An 18,028-nucleotide genomic window follows, 5' to 3' on the forward strand; every position below is an offset into this window, starting at 1 on the left:
AAACCCCTCCGCCAGCGAGGGGTTTGTTTTTATACGGCTCCTTGCAAGTTAACGCGGCCATGCAAGGGCACGTTGAGCAAGCGAAACTGTGTATCAGTTGATTCACTAGCGTGTGTCGTCGTGAGTGAAGAATATACGGTTGTATGTACCGGGCGCGTAGGTGAGTTGGTGGCCTTATGCCAAGGCGAGGTGCATTAAACGCAAGGGTAGGAGCCCAGAGAAGAAATTGTAAGCTAAACTCTGATTATCAGAATATAGTGGGTGCAGTAAGTCATTTGCGCTTACGTGGTGGTTGCCAAAAACTTGACTGCATAGTATGCCGTATCGAAGCTAAACAGTTTCGACGGATCGAAGTAGCAGGGCGGCTCGGGTGGTTTGTTTGGTGTTCCGCGAAACCACTGCTCGACTAGTAGGTTGTTTCTGCATCAGACAGACCAAGCAGCTATAGGCTTTGTGGTCAGGCTTCGGGTCGTGGATGCACGGCTGCTCTCAACTTCAACATTTCACTTCCTGCTTTATGTCAACTTCTCTTACTCCTGACGATTCCCCCGGCGGGCCATCTGGTATCCGACCCGATGACGGCTCACGTCGGTCCTTCATGAAGCAGGCCGGTGGTATTCTGGGGCTGGCTCTCACGCCGCCGTTAGTTAGCCAAGCCGAACGCCTGACAGCTTACTCGAAAACCGTTGAGGGCGTATCGGAAATGACATTGCGCGTGAACGGCACTACCCGCACGCTACGCGCCGAGCCCCGCGTGACGCTGCTCGATGCCCTGCGCGAAAACCTGAACCTGACCGGCAGCAAAAAAGGCTGCGACCATGGCCAGTGCGGCGCCTGCACCGTACTAGTCGATGGCCGCCGTATCAACAGCTGCCTTACGTTGGCCGTCATGAACCAGGGCAAGGAAATTACAACCATCGAAGGCTTGGCTAAAGGGGAAGAGTTGCACCCCATGCAAGCCGCCTTCGTGAAGCACGACGGCTTCCAGTGCGGCTACTGCACGCCGGGTCAAATAATGTCGGGCGTGGCGTGCGTGAAAGAAGGCCACGCCACCAACGATGCGCAAACTCGGGAGTGGATGAGCGGCAACCTCTGCCGCTGTGGTGCTTACCCCAACATTGTAGCCGCCGTGCGTGAAGTGGCAGGAAAGGTATAGAAAGCTTAGATCCGAGAAGTTAAGACCGCATACTGACGTTGCCACACCATTAGCCCGTCATGCTGAGCGCAGTCGAAGCATCTCGCTAGAGTGGTAACTTTTACTCTGGCATCAGCACGCGAGATGCTTCGGCTCCGCTGCGCTCAGCATGACAATGTCTCTACAACGTCAGCACGCCAGCTGCTTTGGCACGCGGATGCCGGATCAAGCTGGACAGTGCCTTCTTCAACCTCAGTATGCGGGAAAATCCAACCTCACTTCGCATGACGGTATCGTATACCTACAAATCCAATGAACAACTTTAGCTATACCACGGCCACCACGGCCAAAGAAGCCACCGGAGTGCGCAAAGACAGCGCGCAGGCGGCTTTCATAGCCGGCGGCACCACGCTGCTCGACTTAATGAAGCTCAACGTCGAGCAACATCCGCAGCTGGTAGATATCAATATGCTGCCCTTTAAAGGCATCAGCGAAACCGCCGACGGTTTGCGCATCGGGGCGTTGGAGCGCATGAGTGATGTAGGCGAAAACCAGTTGGTGGTGCAGCAGTATCCGGCTATTTCCGAGGCGCTGTTGCTTAGTGCCTCGCCTCAGCTGCGCAACATGGCCAGTATTGGCGGCAACCTGATGCAGCGTACCCGTTGCACATACTTCCGCGATACGGCCTTTCCCTGCAACAAGCGCAACCCCGGCTCCGGCTGCCCCGCCCAAACCGGCGACAACCGCGGCCTCGCTATTTTGGGCGGCAGCTCGGCTTGCATTGCCACTAATCCCGGCGATATGGCTGTGGCCTTGGTAGCGCTAGATGCGGTAGTAACGCTTGAAAACAGCAAAGGCAAGCAGCGCCGCGTGCCGCTACTCGATTTTCACCTGCTCCCCGGTACCACACCTCAGCGCGAAACCATTCTGGAGGCCGACGAGCTGATTGTGGCAGTTACGGTACCGGCTGCGGCGCACGCGCGCAAATCGCACTACGTGAAGGTGCGCGACCGAGCCTCTTATGCTTTTGCGCTGGTATCGGCAGCTGTGGGCCTCGATGTGCAAGGCGGCCAGATTCAGTCGGCGCGGATTGCCATGGGCAGCGTTGGAACCAAGCCTTGGCGTGCCCTCGAAGCGGAAAAACTGCTGGTGGGTAAGCCTGCTACGGAAGCCAGCTTCCGGGCCGCGGCGGCCGTTGCTGTGCGGGGCGCTGCTCCACGGGAGCACAACCGCTTCAAGGTGGAAATGGCGCAGAAAACCATAGTCCGGGCATTGCAAGAAATAACGGCCTAACCATCACGCAGGCACTGGGTTGCAGCTTGGTGCTTGATCCCACTCACGAGTTAGCATTACGCTCATGGATATCGAACCTAGATTTTTTGAAACCAACGGCCCTGGTACCGGTGGCGTGGTTGGGCAGCCGCTCAACCGCGTAGACGGCTACGATAAGGTAACCGGCAAAGCCAAGTATTCCGCTGAGTTTCCGCTGCAGGGCTTGGTATATGGGGTGCTGAAAGGCAGCGAAATTGCCAAAGGCAAAATCCAGAGTATCGACACCACGGCGGCCATGAAAGAGCCGGGTGTACTGGCGGTGCTCACGCATCAAAACTTGCCCAAACTAGCCAAAACACCCAACGATCAGGAAGGCAAGAAAGCTATTGGCGCGCCCATGGGCTTCCTGCCGCTTACCTCCGACGTGGTGCACTACGCTGGGCAGCCCGTGGCGCTGGTAGTAGCCGATACGTTTGAGCGAGCCACGCACGCGGCTTCGCTGGTGCGAGTGCAGTACGCCGTTGAAAAGCCGCTAGCCTCGTATCAGGACCCTAAGGCTGAAATCTTCAACCCGGAAAAGGTACAGGACGACAAAACCAAAGGCTATACCCGGCGCGGCGACGCGCAAGCGGCCTTGGCGTCGGCTCCCGTGAAGCATTCGGCTACGTATACCCACGCCATCAACCACCACAACCCCATGGAGCCGGGCTCCACTACGGCCATTTGGGAAGCCGCTGATCGGCTGACGGTGTACGAGTCTACGCAAGGCATTACCCGCACGCAGAAGTCGTTGGCGACTATGCTGGGGCTGCCGCAAGAGCAGGTTCGGGTAGTAACCAAGTACCTCGGCGGCGGCTTCGGCTGCAAAGGTTCTTCCTGGCCCCACACGGTGCTGACGGTGCAAGCTGCCAAAGCTGTGAACCGACCGGTGAAGTTGGTGCTTACGCGCCAGCAGATGTTCACGGGGATGGGCCACCGCGAAGACCAAACCCAAACCCTGCAAATTGGGGCCACCAAGGAAGGCAAGCTGTTGGCGCTGGTGCACGAAAAGACCTCAACCACCTCGCCCTGGGATAATTACGCCGAGCCGAATAGCCGCATTATCAACCTGCTCTACGACTGCCCTACTTTCGAGTCTTCCTACCAGTTGGCGCGGGCCAACGTCATGACCTCTACGTTTACTCGGGCCCCTGGTGAAGCTCCTGGCTCGTTTGCCATTGAGTGCTCGATGGATGATCTAGCTTATCAACTTGGTATCGACCCGCTGGAAATTCGACTGCGCAATTACGCTGAGAAAGACCCTACTAACGGTAAGCCATGGTCGAGCAAAAGCCTGAAGCAGTGCTACGCCCGCGGGGCCGAGTTGTTCGGCTGGAGCAAGCGCAACCCCAAAGCTGGCGCCACCCGCGACGGACGCTACCTGGTGGGTATGGGTATGGCCACGGCTTCATATCCGGTACACAATTCGCAGGGTACGGCCCGCGTCCGCCTCTACGCCGACGGCCACGCCGTGGTGCAAAGCGGCGCCACCGACCTTGGCACCGGCACTTACACGGTGATGACGCAGGTAGCCGCCGATGCGTTGGGCTTAGCACCCGACAAAGTACGGTTCGAGCTAGGCGATTCGCGCTTGCCCACGGCCCCTAATTCGGGCGGCTCGGTGGCGGCGGGTACGGTGTCGTCGTCGGTGTATGTGGCGGCGCAGGAGGTCTGGCAGAAACTGAAGAAGTTGGCAATAGCCGATAAAAAGTCGCCTTTGTACCGCGCCAAAATAGAAGACGTGGTAGTCGAGAAAAACCGCATGGTGCTCAAGACCAACAAGCAAAAAGGCGAAGACTTTGCGGCCTTGATGAAACGCAACGAAATGTCGGACATCGAAGGCACTGGTAACGGCAAGTACGGTGCTGGTTACGAAACCGGCCTAGCACCCGGCCCCGCCGACTCGGGTCACCAAGACGACAAAGGCGGCCACTCAATGCATTCTTTTGGTACTCATTTCTGCGAAGTGCGTGTCGATGCCGAGTTGGGTACCGTGCGCGTTACGCGCTGGGTGAGCGTGCACGGGGCCGGCCGCATTCTAAATGCCAAGACGGCGCGCAGCCAGATTATTGGGGCAGCATCTTTGGCATAGGGGCGGCGCTAATGGAAGAAACCTACCGCGACCCAAACTTTGCCCGCTACACCAATGCCAGCCTCGGGGAGTATCACATTCCCGTAAATGCTGACATTCCGGATATGACGGTAGAATTCATCGACGAACACGACCCGTACATTAATGCCATGGGCGTGAAAGGCATCGGCGAAATATCAATGGTAGGCGTAGCCGCTGCCGTGGCCAATGCCGTGTTTCATGCCACCGGCAAACGTGTCCGGGACCTGCCCATCACCCCCGATAAAGTAATGGGCGTTTTAACGGCTTAGGATTGAGAAAGAACTGCTTGATGCGCAAAGCCGCAAAAGCACACTTATAGTTGACTTTGCCAGAGCATATCGATCCTGCTGAGCGCAGCCGAAGCATCTCGCTAGGATAGTATATCCTGAGATTCGAATGAGATACTACAGTTCCGTTCAGCAGGACAGGTTACGTATTGCAATTTCATCTTTATAACTTCTCCCTGTGGTGTGCTTCGATAAACGCAGCAAGACGTTCTTGGTGCCTATCGACTTATAACCACACCTTACTTGTTATCCTACTTAGCTGAACGAAGAAATTAGCAAGCTTGCTTTTTAGCTGCAAAAGCGGCTTTGGAGCATCGTGAGCTTTGTTGCCTCGTATAACGCTTGAGTGAGTACATTTCAGCACAAACCGAATACCCCGCATGACTGAGCTTCAACGTCTTCTTCTAGCTTACGACGAACACCGCGCCGCTAACCGAGCTTGCGCGTTGGCTTCCGTGGTTGATGTAGCAGGCTCGGCGTATCGGCGGCCAGGGGCCCGCATGTTGGTGACGGAAGATGGACAATTGACTGGTGCTATTAGCGGCGGTTGCCTAGAAGGAGATGCACGTCGGCGGGCGCGCCAAACCATTCGGCAGCGCCGCCCCAGCGTCGTTACCTACGACTCCACCGACCCTGAGGACGACTTGCAATTTGGCGCCGCGCTAGGTTGCCAAGGTATCGTGCAAATTCTGTTGGAGCCGCTTGATTTCACTGATCCTGATAATCCACTGGAACTGCTGCGGCGTTGGGCCGAAGGAGTGGAGGAGCCCGCTGTAGTAGCTACGGTGTTTAGTTTGGCTGGCGCGCAAGCTCCGGCCCAAATGGGAGAGAGGCTGCTATTGCTGCCCGATGGTACTGTGCAAGGCACGCTTCCAGCCTCCACGGAGCTCTACGACACTATTTTATCGGATGCCCGCGCTGCCTTGCAAGCCGTTCAGCCGGCTACCCGTCAATATGCAGTCGGAGCCGGTACCGTACGAGTTTGCCTGGAAATATTACGGCCGCCGGTACGCCTAACCGTGTATGGTGCCGGCAACGATGTGCAACCACTTGTGCGTTTAGCTGCTGGTTTGGGCTGGCGGGTACAGGTGGTAGATGGCCGCCCCGTGCAAGCGCAGCCAGCCCGTTTTCCGAATGCGGAACTGGTGCGGGTATTACCGCTGGCCGAAGTAGGAGCGGAGCCCTACGACACTCGTTTTGCGCTGCTCATGACCCATAATTATTACTACGATTTGGCCGTGCTAAGCCATTTGCTGCACGCTCCTACGCAGTATATCGGGCTGCTCGGGCCTCGGAAAAAGTACGAGCGGCTACTGACTGATCTGCAAAAAAAGGAACCCGCCGCCGACGAACTTCTAGCCGGACGGCTCCACAGTCCCATCGGCCTCAACCTTGGCGCCGAAACGCCCGAAGAAATTGCGCTGTCTATTGTGGCCGAGATTCAGGCGGTGCTGGCAGGTCGCCCGGCCGGTTTCCTGCGCGATTCACCGCACCCTATTCATCCACCGTTGCACTCGGATGGGCCTTTGCAAGCAGAAGGGCGTGTAGATGCTGTCTGTGAGCTTTAGCGCGCCGAGGGTTATGGGCATGCAGTTCAGGATAGCAGGCTTATAGAAAGGAAACTAAATTCACGTATGCCTACTGCGGTTATCTTGCTTGCAGCCGGTTCATCTTCGCGTCTAGGCCAGCCTAAGCAGCTGTTGGCTTACGAAGGTAAAACCCTACTCCGTCGCGCTGCTGAAACAGCGGTGGCCGCTGCAGCTGGGGTTCCGGTAGTAGTGGTGACCGGTGCGCTGCATGAGGAATTGCTGCCAGAGTTAGCCGGACTGTCTGTGTTGGTTGTGCGCTGTAATAGCTGGGCCCAAGGTATGGGGGCTTCCCTTAAGACCGGATTGGCCGCCTTGGAAAGTTTGTGTAACAACTGGGCTACCGTTGTGGTGACGCTCTGCGACCAACCACACGTGACGGCCAAGGTTATTGAACAGCTAGTAACCACTTATCTGCATACGAGCCAGCCCATAGTAGCCGCCGAATATGGAGGGGTGCGGGGAGTGCCTGTGCTATTTGGAGCCGAGGTGGTGCCACTGTTACGTCAGATTTCCGACGCAGCCGGAGCTGCCCAACTACTCAAGCAGCACCCGCAACTAGTAGCCACCGTGCCATTCGCGGCCGGGGCCGTAGACGTAGACACCCCTGAACAATACGTCGCGTTGCTAGGCGACAAAACCTCTTCTCAGTCTGGCAACACGTAAGATTCCTAATAGCTCAACAACCACAACCGTTGAATCCCGTTATCTTGGCCGGTACTACACCCTCAACTCTGTCTCTATGACAACTGCCTCGGCTACCGCGCCGGACACCGGCTTCGAGAACATCCCCAAAGACGATAAACGAATCACCCGCGGCTGGACGTTCTACGACTGGGCCAATTCCGTGTATCCGCTCGTTATTACGTCGAGCATCTTTCCTATTTATTGGGGTGCCGTCACCAAAACGCTGAGCCCGCAGACTGATGTGGTTAGTTTCTTGGGGTTCCAAGTGCCGGGCTCCTCGCTGCTGACGTACGCTATATCGGCTGCCTTTCTGCTGGTGGCGCTAATTAGTCCCTTCCTCACGTCGCTGGCCGACTTCTCGGGGCGCAAGAAGCTGTTCATGCAGATCTTTTGCTACATCGGGGCCGCGAGTTGTGCCGCGCTGTTCTTCTTCACGCCCGAAACGCTCACACTCAGCACGTTTATCTTCATTGCAGCCACCTTCGGCTTTTCGGGCTCGATTGTTTTCTACAACAGCTACTTACCGCTCATTTCCTCGGAAGAGCAGTACGATTCGCTGTCGGCACGGGGCTTTTCGATGGGGTATATCGGTTCGGTGGTGCTGTTGATCATATGCCTGATTATCAATCAGTTTCCAAACATAGTAGGCATTGATGCCTCTACGCCTGAAGGAGCCCGCTTGCCGGCCCGTATTTCCTTTTTGCTTACAGGGGTTTGGTGGGCTGGTTTCGCTCAGATTCCGTTCTTCACCTTGCCCGTCGACCCCGGCCGCCCCGCCGCTGTTGCCACCTCCGATTCGGGTTGGTTGCTCAATGGCTTCCGGGAGTTAGGTAAGGTATGGGACCAACTCAAGCAGCTCCCCAACCTAAAACGCTTCCTGCTCGCCTACTTCACTTACAACATGGGCGTGCAAACCGTGATGTACGTGGCCACCATCTTCGGCGACAAAGAGCTGCACCTGGAAAGCACAGCCCTCATCATTACTATCCTGTTGCTGCAAGTAGTAGGCATTCTAGGTGCCTATTTGTTTGCCAAGCTTTCGGAGCGCATCGGTAATACGCGAGCTTTGAGTTGGTCGGTGTTTATCTGGATGTGCATCTGCGTAGCAGGCTACTTTGTGCAGGCCGGCTGGAGCTTCTATGCGTTGGCCTCAATTATTGGCCTCACCATGGGCGCCATCCAGAGTTTGTCACGCAGCACGTATTCTAAGATTATTCCCGAGAATACCCCAAATACGGCGGCTTTCTTCAGCTTTTTCGACGTGACCGAAAAGCTGAGCATCGTGATAGGCACAGCCGTATTCGGCGTCATTGCGCAGATTACGGGCTCTATGCGCAACAGCATTTTGTCGCTCATTGTCTTCTTTGTGCTCGGGCTGCTTTTCCTGCTGACGCTACGCGGCAAGAAGCTGCGCGACGAAGTACACAACTCAGGAGACGAGGCGGTAGCTCCACCACCTGCCACCCCCAACGTAGGCATGCCGGCTACTCGCAAGTAACTAGAAGCCAAAGTATCGACTAAAAAGCCCCGTCCATTAACGGGGCTTTTTAGTTAGCTTAGATAGCCAGCAAATAAACTTCCGTTCCAAGTACGTTTCTACCTGCTCTCACCTCAATTCCCCAACCCCATGACCGAAGCTCAACCTACCTTGCAAGCCGCTCTCAGCCAGGAACTGAAACACGAGTTGAAGCTCACGCGGCGCCTCCTAGAGCGAGTTCCTACCGAGCAATTTAGCTGGCAGCCTCATCCTAAGTCGATGAAACTTGGTACGCTGGCCTCGCATATGGCCAATCTGGTTGGCTACCTAGAAATGTCGATGGCCGGCCCCGAAACCGATTTGGCTATCACAAAAATGCCCGATTCGCCTACCAGCACCGACGAAGTCCTGCGCCGCTTCGACGTCAATGGCGAAAACATCCACAAAGCCCTAGAGCAGCTAGATGATACTATGCTTCATAGTGTGTGGTCGTTGCGTCGAGGGGAACAGGTATTCATGACCATGCCCCGTGCTGCTGTAGCGCGCACTCTGGTACTGAACCACCTCATCCACCACCGCGGCCAATTGAGCGTGTACCTGCGTCTGCTCGATATTCCAGTACCTGCCATCTACGGTGGCTCCGCCGACGAAGCTCCTCAGCGCTAAGGCGTCTTGCAGCCAGGATAACGAGAAAGAATGTAGTATATACTACATTCTTTCTCGTTATATCTAGGTGAGAAGCTACTCACCACCAAACACTTGCTCGCCTGCAATCCAGGTTTGCTGCACTTTCGCACCGCGCAGCTTTTCTTTGGGCGCTTGCAGCAAGTCAGTGTCTAACACCACGAAGTCGGCGGCCATGCCGGGGCGGATACTGCCTTTCTGCTTGTTCTCGAAGGCGGCGTGTGCTGCCCACGTGGTCATCCCGCGCAAAGCATCGGGGCGACTTAGGGCGTTTTCCATCTGGAACCCTTTGGCGGGATAGTTCTTGGCATCCTGCCGAGCTACGGCGCTATGGAAGCCAAACAGCGGGTTGATGTCTTCCACCGGAAAGTCGGAGCCGAGGGCTACTTGCCCGTATTGCTGGCGGAGGTCATTGAAGGCATAGGCTGTTTTCAGCCGTTCGGCACCAAGCCGTTCGCCGGCCCAATACATGTCGGAGGTGGCGTGAGTGGGCTGCACCGAAGGCACGATGCCAAACTGCCCAAACTTAGCAACGTCGGCCTTGCTCACCACTTGCGCGTGCTCGATGCGCCAGCGCCGGTCGTTTTTGCCTTTTAGTACCTCGCCATAAATATCGAGCAGCAGGCGGTTGCTGGAGTCGCCGATGGCGTGGGTGTTCATTTGGAACTTGCTAGCGGCCAGCTCTTTTGCTAGCGTCCGGTAGTCGGCTATGGAAGAAAGCAGGAAGCCGGTTTCCTTGTGCTTGTCGGTGTAGGGGTGCAGTAGGCAGGCTCCGCGCGAGCCGAGGGCCCCATCAGCGTATACTTTGAAGCTGCACACCGTAAGGCGGTCCTCGAACACCGGCCCATTTTTCAGGTAGTAGTCTTTGTTGGTTTTGGTGGGGTTGAGCATGGCATACACTCGCAGTTTCAGCTTGCCTTGCTGCTGTAGTGCGGCCATCTGGTCGATGTTGGCTTTGTCGAGGCCCGCGTCGGCGAGGCTGGTGAGGCCCACGGCTACGCAACGCTGCTGAGCTTCCAGCAAGGCCGCGTTAGCTTCGGCGGGTGTTGGCTCCGGGATTTTGGTGCTTACCAGATCCACGGCGTTGTCAACGAGCAAGCCCGTGAGTTGGCCCGCCGCATTTTTGGTAATGGTGCCACCGCTAATGGGTGTTTTGGCGGTAACTCCAGCTAAATCCAGTGCCTTTTGGTTCACGAGGGCCGCGTGCCCATCTACTCGTACGATAAAGACAGGCGTGTTTGGAAACAGAACATCGAGTGTGTCCTTAGTGGGAAACTGCTTGGTGGGCCAGTCGTTCTGGTCCCAACCGCGGCCCGTCAGCCACGCTACCTGCGGATATTGCTGGCGCTGCTGTTGCAACTTGGTTATCACTTGCGCCCACGAGGTAGTGCCTACCAAATCGGCATCGCGCAGCCCCAAGGCGTAGCGGTAGAAGTGGCAATGGGCGTCGTAAAAGCCGGGATAAATAAATTGTCCTCGCGCATCAACTGTTGATTTGCCCGTGTACTGGCGGCGGATATCTTCCTCTTTGCCTACGGCTACAAACTTGCCGTCTTGCACCGCGAAGGCCGTAGCCTTGGCAAAAGTGGAATCGACGGTATATACTGTAGCATTGTAGACCACCAAATCAACGGACTGATTTGAACTACTCTGGCAGCTACTAAAAAAGCCCAGCAACGGCAGCAAGGCAAATAAACGGAAAGATCGAAGCATGCCGCGAAAGTAACGATTTAGTGTATTGAGCAACTGAATCACGCCGCCGCTACATCAACATTTCTACCGCTCCACCGAGTCTTGTTGCAAGCAGTGTTCCAGCCAGGCGCGGGCGGGGGCTTCCTCGGTAAACCGTTGGATCAGGTAAGGGAGGTCTTGCGAAGCCTCGCTTTTTTGAGGAATACCAATGTTGGCCATAGCGCCAGCGAGGTGGTGCGGCGCCATCAGCAACGCAACATAGGCGGTGCGTCCTAAGCGAGGGTACACACGGGGAAAGAAATCTTCCATCATCCAGAACACATCGGATGCGTCCACTCCCGTCCGTCGCCGAACATCAATCAGCCAGAAGCGGCAGTTCATTTCGGCCGCAATGTCGAGGATGGCGGCATAGCCTCGTTGGAGTTCGAACGGCATCACGCCCCGCTTCCAATGCCCATAGAGCAGTTGTTGATTGGGATGGTAGGTGACGTCTAGGTAAGCAGTAGAGAATGAATCCATAGCAAATTAAAGCAGAGTAATACAGGACGCGCAATGACTACAATAATGGGAGGCCGCCACAAACAAAAACCCCAGCGGGTTGGAGCCACTGGGGTTTTGCTGGTAGCGCCGCTATGCAAGCTAAGCGAAAGGTGCTGTTTTCGCTACTCGAAGCGCATATGCTTCACCGATTCGCCTGAGTTTTTGAGTTCTAGCAGCGAATCAATGCCGATTTGTAAGTGCGCTGTCACGAAGTCGGCCGTCACTTTTTTGTCGCTTTCCGACGTTTTCACGCCCTCCGGCGTCATGGGGTTGTCGCTGACGAGCAGCAGCGCGCCGTGCGGAATCTCGTTCACGAAGCCTACCGTGAAAATCGTGGCCGTTTCCATATCCACAGCCATGGCCCGAATCTGGCGCAGATACTCCTTGAAGTTTTCGTCGTGCTCCCACACCCGGCGGTTGGTGGTGTACACGGTGCCGGTCCAGTAGTCCTTCTCGTGCTTCTTAATCATCGACGACACGGCACGTTGCAACCGGAAGGAGGGCAGCGCGGGAATTTCGGCCGGCAAATAGTCATCGGAAGTACCTTCTCCCCGAATGGCCGCAATAGGCAGGATAAGGTCACCGAGCTTGGTTTTGCTTTTCAGGCCGCCACATTTGCCCAAAAACAGCGCCGCTTTCGGCTTCACTGCCGATATCAGGTCCATGACGGTAGCCGCCATGGGGGAGCCCATACCGAAGTTGATGATAGTGATGCCACCAGCCGTAGCCGTTTGCATCGGCTTGTCAAGGCCGTTCACTTCCACGCCAAACTGCTCGGCGAACATGTGTACGTAATTGATAAAGTTGGTGAGCAATATGTACTGCCCGAACTCCTTGAGGGGAACCCCAGTGTAGCGCGGCAGCCAGTTTTCAACAATGTCAGATTTGGTTTTCATAAGTGGGGAATTCTATACTGCTGGGCTTTACTAGGTAGCTCGCGAATTAGCTCTAGCGTGTACTAGTAGCTGCAATACGAGCGAAATACGTTGAGAAACTCAGTAGAACGTTGAAATAAATTGGTTACAAAAAAACCGTCCACCCAACGAGTAGGCGACGGTACGGGAGTGAAAAGCGGGAACCAGAGCCCAGGGCCGTACCTTTGGAGGTGATGCAAGAGCTAAACCTGCCGCCTTTCGACTACAAACTTACGCAAAGCGGCGAAACTATATATATCTGGGACGTATTGCGCCGCAAGCAAGTGGTCCTGACGCCCGAGGAATGGGTGCGCCAGCACGTAGTACATTACCTTATCAGCCACCGCGGCTATCCCAAAGGCTTGCTGAGCTTGGAGCGCGGCCACCGCTACAACCAGCGTCAGAAGCGCACCGACTTGTGGGCGCTTGGTCCAGATGGCACGCCGCTGCTGCTCGTGGAATGCAAACGGCCCACTGTGCCCATTACGGCCGCCGTGGCCCAACAAGCAGCCACCTACAACCAGACTATTGGCGCGCCTTTGTTGTTGCTCACCAATGGGTTGCAGCACTTTTGCTGGCGCGTAAACTTCGAGCAGCGCACCAACGAGATGCTAAGCGAAGTGCCCGCATATGGAGAGATGGTGAAGTAGTGCGTTTGACGTCCGTTAGCACGAAAAGCAAACGCACTAGCTCATTATTTATAAAGCGCATTGTCGGCCAGGCCGTTCAAGTAGAACTGCACGCAGGCTTTTAGCTCGTTGCCGTACTCGCGGAGTTTCTGTGGGTCGGGGGCGGCTAGGGGAGTGGCGGGTAGCGCGTGCTTCTGGTAAGGGTAGAGCCGCACCTTGTTATCGACAGTGAGTTCGGCTACATAATCATGGTGGACCAGGAAATAGCTGCCGCCACTTAGAAACAGGGCGCGGCCAGTTGTGCCAGTATCAAACACCGAGTAACCGAAAGGTAGGAGAGGCTGATTTGGAGCCAAGCCCAGATAATCGAGTACCGAGGCTGGAATATCGGCTTGCTGCGTGATGCGTTCCACGTTGGCCGCCGGGAGGGTGCGGCTAGGGTGGAAGAGCAGCAGCGGCGTTTTGTAAGAACCGAGCGTATTCTGGTACTCCGGCCGTAGCGTCTGCGACGTGTGGTCGGCTAGCACAATGAACAACGTGTTCTTGTACCAGGGCTGACGCGCCGCCGCTTTGAAAAACTGCCGCAACGCGAAATCCGTGTATTCAACGGACGCATGAATAGGCAGCTCACCGGCCTTGAACCGATCCTTATACTTCGCTGGTACCGGGAACGGCTCGTGCGAAGTCAGCGTGAAAACCGTGGAGAAAAACGGCTGGCGCTGCTGGCCTAGCTGACGGGCAAAATACTGCAAATACGGCTCATCGAAGATGCCCCAGTGCCCGTCGAAATCAGGGCTTTTGGTGCTGCCCGGGTACTCGTCAAGGCCATAGTATTGCTGAATTCCCGTAATGCCCGCAAACGTGTTGAAGCCCATAGTGCCGTTCTGCGCGCCATGAAATACCGAGGTGGCGTAACCGTTGCGGCCTAGCAACTCGCCCAAGCCATGTAGTTCGTCGGTCTGGAAGTTGGAGGTGATAAACGAATTCTCGGTAAGAGCCGGCAACCCGGCCAGAACTGCGGGCAACGCCTCAATAGAGCGGCGGCCGTTGGCATAATGATGTCGGAAAAACAGCCCTTTAGTTGCCAACGAGTCAAAAAAAGGCGTGTAGCCCTTACCGCCATTTTCAATGCCATTGTATTCGGAAGCAAAGCTTTCAATGAGCAGCACCACTACGTTGTCGTGCGGGACGCCGGGGCGCGGGCCAGGCTGCCGGATAGCCAGCGCCGGCCGTAGCGCCGCCATCGACGGGAAATACGTGCGCCGCTCGGGTGCATCTGCCCGCAAGCTCTTCAGAAAAGTGAAGGTGCTGTTTAATGCCACATGGCCCAGGATAGGCGGCGTCTGCATGAAGGCGTGACCGGTACGCAGGGGTTTGAGCTGAAAGCCGCCCCGAATGCCAAGTATCGTTAGGCCCGCTAGCACCACTATTTCCAGCGTTGTGCGGAGCACTGGTTTGCGGCGCTTTCCAGGCTGATAGTAAGCAGCGTCGTTTGCCGTGGGCATGGGGTAGAAGTACCACACCAGTCCAAATATTACCGCAAACGGAATAAGTAGAAACCAGTAGTGCCCCACCAATTGTCCGGCCTGCCGCTCGATATCATCGGTAATGGTAAATAGCTCGTTGCTGGTACGGCGACCAATGAACTTGAAGTATTGCGTGTCAATCAGGTTGAGCGCAATACCGCAAGCATTGAGCGTAAGATATATGCCGCGCAAAAAGCCTTGCCACCGAAAACTAAAAGCCGGTATCAACGATAGCAACAGAAACGGCAGATTAAGCAGTAGCAGCGCCGAAATATCGTAGCGGAAGCCGTGCCAGAAAGCTAGCAGCACCTGCCCCGTCGTCGCCTCCCGAAATACAGCTTGGTTAGCTACATAAAAGCCGAGCCGCAAAAGCACATACGCACCCATCAGCAACAGCAACCGGCGCAGCAGCAGACGCAGAAGTGGTGAAATCATGAACAGAACAACAAGAAAAGGATTTACTCGCTCGTGAGCTGAATGGTTTGTCCGTCGGGCAAGTCCTTGATTTTTTGGTGGAAGTCAGCTAGCCAAGCCAACCGGTCGGCAGCAGCAACCGCTTTAAGGGAGGGTGCTTTGCCACTGTTGACGGCTACGCAGAACGGCGGAAAGACGCTCACCAACTGGCCAGGCTGCAACACCCCGCCCTGCTGCTGAAAGCCACGCAGCGGCTCCATGCCTAGCGCATCGAGCGGATATTTCTCCACCCCGAACAAAAAGTGTTTGAAATCCACTTCTAAGTCGGCTAACTCGCCGGTTTCGGTATCGAGTAGTAGCACCGCATCGCCGCGCAGCAGGAATTGGTTGCCCACGCAGTCTTGGCCGAACGGAATGTCAGCTTCCGTCATTTCATCATAAATGCGCCAAAAGGCGGTCGGGCCCTGCCAGGCGGCATCCAGCGAATGCCAAGTAGGTTCGGCCACGCAACCGCGTATATGCAGTCCACCGAAGTATGCTACTACCCCATTTTGCTCGCGCAGAAACGTTTGGAGGTAAACCGGAAGGCGGGCGAAAGTGGCGAGGTCAGTTAGTTCGCCGCCCGTATAGAGGATGCCTTTCATAAGAGATAACGCCATGCTCCAGCAAGGCGCATCAGTGAGTGGCGCGCGGCCAATGCACTGAAATTTGTGTTACGATGCGCGAAGCTGGAGCTTCACGCTACAGAAAAAGCCTTCCCGACCATTTGGCCAGAAAGGCTTTTCCATACTTAGCTTTTCACTTAAACGGCTGCTTCTTCCAGCACGTTGTGTACGTCAACCAGCGGCAGGTTCCAAGCTTCCGCTACTCCTTTGTACACCACTTCGCCGTGCACCACGTTCAAACCAAGGCGCAAAGCCTCGTCGCGGCGGCAAGCTTCCTGCCAGCCGAGGTTGGCCAGCTTTACAGCGTAAGGCAAGGTAGCGTTGGTAAGCGCCAGCGTCGACGTGTACGGTACCGCACCCGGCATGTTGGCCACGCAGTAATGCACGATGTCGTCGATGATGAAGGTCGGGTCTTCGTGCGTGGTGGGGCGGCAGGTTTCAATGCAACCACCTTGGTCCACGGCCACGTCAACCAGTACTGTACCGGGCTTCATGGTCTTGAGCATGTCGCGGGTGATGAGGTGCGGCGCTTTAGCACCCGGAATCAACACGGCGCCGATGATGAGGTCGGCCGTTTTGATGGCGGCGCGAATGTTGTACTCGTTGGAGTACTGCGTCACCACGTTCTTGGGCATGAAGTCGTCGAGCTCGCGCAGACGGTTCAGGCTGATGTCCATGATGGTTACTTGCGCACCCAGACCGGCCGCAATTTTAGCCGCCTGCGTACCCACGATGCCAGCACCTAGTACCAATACTTCGGCGGGCTTCACGCCGGGCACACCGCCCAACAGAATGCCACGGCCTTTCAGCGGCTTCTCCAAATATTTAGCACCTTCCTGCGGGGCCATGCGGCCCGCCACTTCGCTCATCGGAATGAGCAAAGGCAATGCTCGGTTGGAAAGTTCTACCGTCTCGTAAGCCAAGCAAACTGCCTTCCGCTCGATCATAGCGTGGGTTAGTTCCTCGCCAGATGCAAAGTGGAAATACGTGAACAGCAATTGGTTTTCCTTGATCAGCGGATACTCTTGTGCAATCGGCTCTTTCACCTTCACAATCATTTCCGCTATGGCATACACTTCCTCGATGGTCGGAAGAATGGTAGCGCCAGCTTCTGAATACTCGGAGTCCTGAAAGCCGCTGCCCAAGCCAGCCGTGCTTTGCACGTACAGCTCGTGGCCTTGCTTGCGGAGTTCAGCTACGCCAGCAGGCGTCAAGCCTACGCGGTTTTCGTTGTTCTTAATTTCTTTTGGTACGCCGATGATCATGGCAGAGCGGGAAGGTGAGAAGATGATAAATTGGAGAGTGCAAAGATAGGTGAACTACCGTCATTGCGAGAAACCACAACACCGCAATGTCGTCTCTAGTGCCGCGTGCACAGAATTACGTACACAAAAAAAGCCCCTGACAGCTACACGTGCGTCAGGGGCGTCTTTGTTATTCCAAGCGTTGGAAAGAATTAGCCAGCAAATCAGTTTGCGAAGCCTGCTACCAGGGCGCTTACTTAAATGGTACTACCGCGTTAGTTTCCTTCACCATGCTGCTGCTATTCAGGTCACGCACCACATTGGCTTTCAGCGTAATCTTCACGTCGCCGTTCAAATCGTTGGAGCTTAGCGTAGCCACATCCGACATTGGACCCGTCTGACGCTGCGCGTACAATAACTCCACCACGGCGCTCTGGCCAGGCTGTACCGTTGGAGGCACCGACTTGTAACCTACGCAGTTGCAGGCCGAAGTAATCATGCCGAGTTCCAGCGGCTGCTTGCCGGTATTTTTCACCGTGAACTTAGCAACAGGCTGCTGCCCCGACTCAATCTTGCCGAAGTCGTGCGTGGTACGGTCCAGCACCAAGCGCGGCGACTGTGCTAGTTGCGCGGGCGTCATCGTGGCTTTTGCTTGCTCTTTGTTTACCACGTTGCCTTTGATGGTGAGCACCGTGCTCGGAACGCTGGCGTTGCTGGTCACTGTAACGGTTTTGTTGAACACGCCAGGGCGGCCGGCGCTGCTGTACATGGCCTTCACAATGCCCGATTTACCCGGCAATACCGGCGTTTTGGTCCAGTCGGGGGTGGTGCAGCCGCACGAGGCTTGCACGTTGGCAATAACAACGGGCTGGTTTCCGGTGTTCTTGAACTTGAATTCGTGCGTAGCCATAGTGCCCTCGGGCACGCTGCCGAAATCATGCAGCTCTTTTTCGAAGGTGATAACTCCTTGAGCGCGGGCGCCTACGGCCAGCAGCACAGCAAAGACAAGAGAGGCAAACTGTTTCATATGAGGAGGTATGAGGAGAACAAGGTGAGGCAGAGGCTAGTAGTACGGCGTTCCGCTTGCCAAAGATAAACAAAAACGCCCCTCCTTGCGTCTCAAC

General features: G+C 55.8%; 16 protein-coding genes. 9 read left to right on the plus strand and 7 right to left on the minus strand.

Features of this window, described 5'->3' with window-relative positions:
- Positions 1-517: 517 nt before the first annotated feature.
- The 8 genes from MUN86_RS07795 to MUN86_RS07830 all read left to right on the plus strand — a co-directional run bounded on the left by MUN86_RS07795 (position 518) and on the right by MUN86_RS07830 (position 9,262).
- Complete coding sequence (locus MUN86_RS07795; RefSeq protein WP_245123792.1) at positions 518-1,156, plus strand: (2Fe-2S)-binding protein; 639 nt, start codon at positions 518-520, stop codon at positions 1,154-1,156.
- 291 nt (positions 1,157-1,447) lie between these two features.
- Positions 1,448-2,428, plus strand: coding sequence for an FAD binding domain-containing protein (locus MUN86_RS07800; RefSeq protein ID WP_245123795.1), 981 nt, complete (start codon positions 1,448-1,450; stop codon positions 2,426-2,428).
- 64 nt (positions 2,429-2,492) lie between these two features.
- Positions 2,493-4,538 carry a xanthine dehydrogenase family protein molybdopterin-binding subunit gene (locus MUN86_RS07805; RefSeq protein ID WP_245123798.1) on the plus strand — a complete coding sequence of 682 codons (2,046 nt, stop codon included), beginning with the start codon at positions 2,493-2,495 and terminating at the stop codon, positions 4,536-4,538.
- A gap of 11 nt (positions 4,539-4,549) precedes the next feature.
- Complete coding sequence (locus MUN86_RS07810; RefSeq protein WP_245123801.1) at positions 4,550-4,828, plus strand: hypothetical protein; 279 nt, start codon at positions 4,550-4,552, stop codon at positions 4,826-4,828.
- Between the two features lie 398 nt (positions 4,829-5,226).
- On the plus strand, positions 5,227-6,414 hold the full coding sequence (locus MUN86_RS07815; RefSeq protein WP_245123803.1) for an XdhC family protein: 1,188 nt from the start codon (positions 5,227-5,229) through the stop codon (positions 6,412-6,414).
- A 66-nt stretch (positions 6,415-6,480) separates the two neighbouring features.
- Positions 6,481-7,098, plus strand: a complete 618-nt coding sequence (locus tag MUN86_RS07820) for a nucleotidyltransferase family protein (protein WP_245123806.1) — start codon at positions 6,481-6,483, stop codon at positions 7,096-7,098.
- Positions 7,099-7,174: 76 nt separating this feature from the next.
- Complete coding sequence (locus MUN86_RS07825) at positions 7,175-8,617, plus strand: MFS transporter (protein WP_245123809.1); 1,443 nt, start codon at positions 7,175-7,177, stop codon at positions 8,615-8,617.
- 129 nt (positions 8,618-8,746) lie between these two features.
- Complete coding sequence (locus MUN86_RS07830; protein WP_245123812.1) at positions 8,747-9,262, plus strand: DinB family protein; 516 nt, start codon at positions 8,747-8,749, stop codon at positions 9,260-9,262.
- Positions 9,263-9,337: 75 nt separating this feature from the next.
- Here the strand turns inward: MUN86_RS07830 and MUN86_RS07835 are convergent, their stop codons facing one another.
- The 3 genes from MUN86_RS07835 to MUN86_RS07845 all read right to left on the minus strand — a co-directional run bounded on the left by MUN86_RS07835 (position 9,338) and on the right by MUN86_RS07845 (position 12,408).
- Positions 9,338-10,993 (minus strand): amidohydrolase, encoded by a 1,656-nt coding sequence (locus MUN86_RS07835; protein ID WP_245123815.1) that lies wholly within the window; start codon positions 10,991-10,993, stop codon positions 9,338-9,340.
- A 63-nt stretch (positions 10,994-11,056) separates the two neighbouring features.
- On the minus strand, positions 11,057-11,491 hold the full coding sequence (locus MUN86_RS07840; protein ID WP_245123818.1) for a hypothetical protein: 435 nt from the start codon (positions 11,489-11,491) through the stop codon (positions 11,057-11,059).
- A gap of 143 nt (positions 11,492-11,634) precedes the next feature.
- Complete coding sequence (locus MUN86_RS07845) at positions 11,635-12,408, minus strand: AMP nucleosidase (RefSeq protein ID WP_243801639.1); 774 nt, start codon at positions 12,406-12,408, stop codon at positions 11,635-11,637.
- A 212-nt stretch (positions 12,409-12,620) separates the two neighbouring features.
- Here MUN86_RS07845 and MUN86_RS07850 point away from each other — a divergent pair, with 212 nt between their 5' ends.
- Positions 12,621-13,076 carry a type I restriction enzyme HsdR N-terminal domain-containing protein gene (locus MUN86_RS07850; RefSeq protein WP_245125659.1) on the plus strand — a complete coding sequence of 152 codons (456 nt, stop codon included), beginning with the start codon at positions 12,621-12,623 and terminating at the stop codon, positions 13,074-13,076.
- A gap of 44 nt (positions 13,077-13,120) precedes the next feature.
- Here the strand turns inward: MUN86_RS07850 and MUN86_RS07855 are convergent, their stop codons facing one another.
- The 4 genes from MUN86_RS07855 to MUN86_RS07870 form a co-directional block, all read right to left on the minus strand.
- Positions 13,121-15,016, minus strand: coding sequence for an LTA synthase family protein (locus MUN86_RS07855; RefSeq protein WP_245123821.1), 1,896 nt, complete (start codon positions 15,014-15,016; stop codon positions 13,121-13,123).
- A 23-nt stretch (positions 15,017-15,039) separates the two neighbouring features.
- Complete coding sequence (locus MUN86_RS07860; RefSeq protein WP_245123824.1) at positions 15,040-15,654, minus strand: SMI1/KNR4 family protein; 615 nt, start codon at positions 15,652-15,654, stop codon at positions 15,040-15,042.
- Positions 15,655-15,797: 143 nt separating this feature from the next.
- Entirely contained in the window at positions 15,798-16,925 is a 1,128-nt protein-coding gene (gene ald, locus MUN86_RS07865) for an alanine dehydrogenase (protein ID WP_245123827.1), read from the minus strand.
- A 232-nt stretch (positions 16,926-17,157) separates the two neighbouring features.
- The gene (locus MUN86_RS07870) at positions 17,158-17,931 is read right to left on the minus strand and encodes a DUF1573 domain-containing protein (protein WP_245123829.1); all 774 of its coding nucleotides are present in this window, start codon (positions 17,929-17,931) and stop codon (positions 17,158-17,160) included.
- Positions 17,932-18,028 lie beyond the last annotated feature (97 nt).

The organism is Hymenobacter volaticus (assembly GCF_022921055.1).
GTDB classification, from domain to species: Bacteria; Bacteroidota; Bacteroidia; order Cytophagales; family Hymenobacteraceae; genus Hymenobacter; species Hymenobacter volaticus.

Coding starts and splice junctions, on each gene's coding strand:
- MUN86_RS07835 (WP_245123815.1), bottom strand. CDS start 10,993: ATGCTTCGATCTTTCCGTTTATTTGCCTTGCTGCCGTTGCTGGGCTTT.
- MUN86_RS07870 (WP_245123829.1), bottom strand. CDS start 17,931: ATGAAACAGTTTGCCTCTCTTGTCTTTGCTGTGCTGCTGGCCGTAGGC.
- MUN86_RS07795 (WP_245123792.1), top strand. CDS start 518: ATGTCAACTTCTCTTACTCCTGACGATTCCCCCGGCGGGCCATCTGGT.
- MUN86_RS07805 (WP_245123798.1), top strand. CDS start 2,493: ATGGATATCGAACCTAGATTTTTTGAAACCAACGGCCCTGGTACCGGT.
- MUN86_RS07825 (WP_245123809.1), top strand. CDS start 7,175: ATGACAACTGCCTCGGCTACCGCGCCGGACACCGGCTTCGAGAACATC.
- ald (WP_245123827.1), bottom strand. CDS start 16,925: ATGATCATCGGCGTACCAAAAGAAATTAAGAACAACGAAAACCGCGTA.
- MUN86_RS07820 (WP_245123806.1), top strand. CDS start 6,481: ATGCCTACTGCGGTTATCTTGCTTGCAGCCGGTTCATCTTCGCGTCTA.
- MUN86_RS07810 (WP_245123801.1), top strand. CDS start 4,550: ATGGAAGAAACCTACCGCGACCCAAACTTTGCCCGCTACACCAATGCC.
- MUN86_RS07830 (WP_245123812.1), top strand. CDS start 8,747: ATGACCGAAGCTCAACCTACCTTGCAAGCCGCTCTCAGCCAGGAACTG.
- MUN86_RS07800 (WP_245123795.1), top strand. CDS start 1,448: ATGAACAACTTTAGCTATACCACGGCCACCACGGCCAAAGAAGCCACC.
- MUN86_RS07845 (WP_243801639.1), bottom strand. CDS start 12,408: ATGAAAACCAAATCTGACATTGTTGAAAACTGGCTGCCGCGCTACACT.
- MUN86_RS07840 (WP_245123818.1), bottom strand. CDS start 11,491: ATGGATTCATTCTCTACTGCTTACCTAGACGTCACCTACCATCCCAAT.
- MUN86_RS07815 (WP_245123803.1), top strand. CDS start 5,227: ATGACTGAGCTTCAACGTCTTCTTCTAGCTTACGACGAACACCGCGCC.
- MUN86_RS07855 (WP_245123821.1), bottom strand. CDS start 15,016: ATGATTTCACCACTTCTGCGTCTGCTGCTGCGCCGGTTGCTGTTGCTG.
- MUN86_RS07850 (WP_245125659.1), top strand. CDS start 12,621: ATGCAAGAGCTAAACCTGCCGCCTTTCGACTACAAACTTACGCAAAGC.
- MUN86_RS07860 (WP_245123824.1), bottom strand. CDS start 15,654: ATGGCGTTATCTCTTATGAAAGGCATCCTCTATACGGGCGGCGAACTA.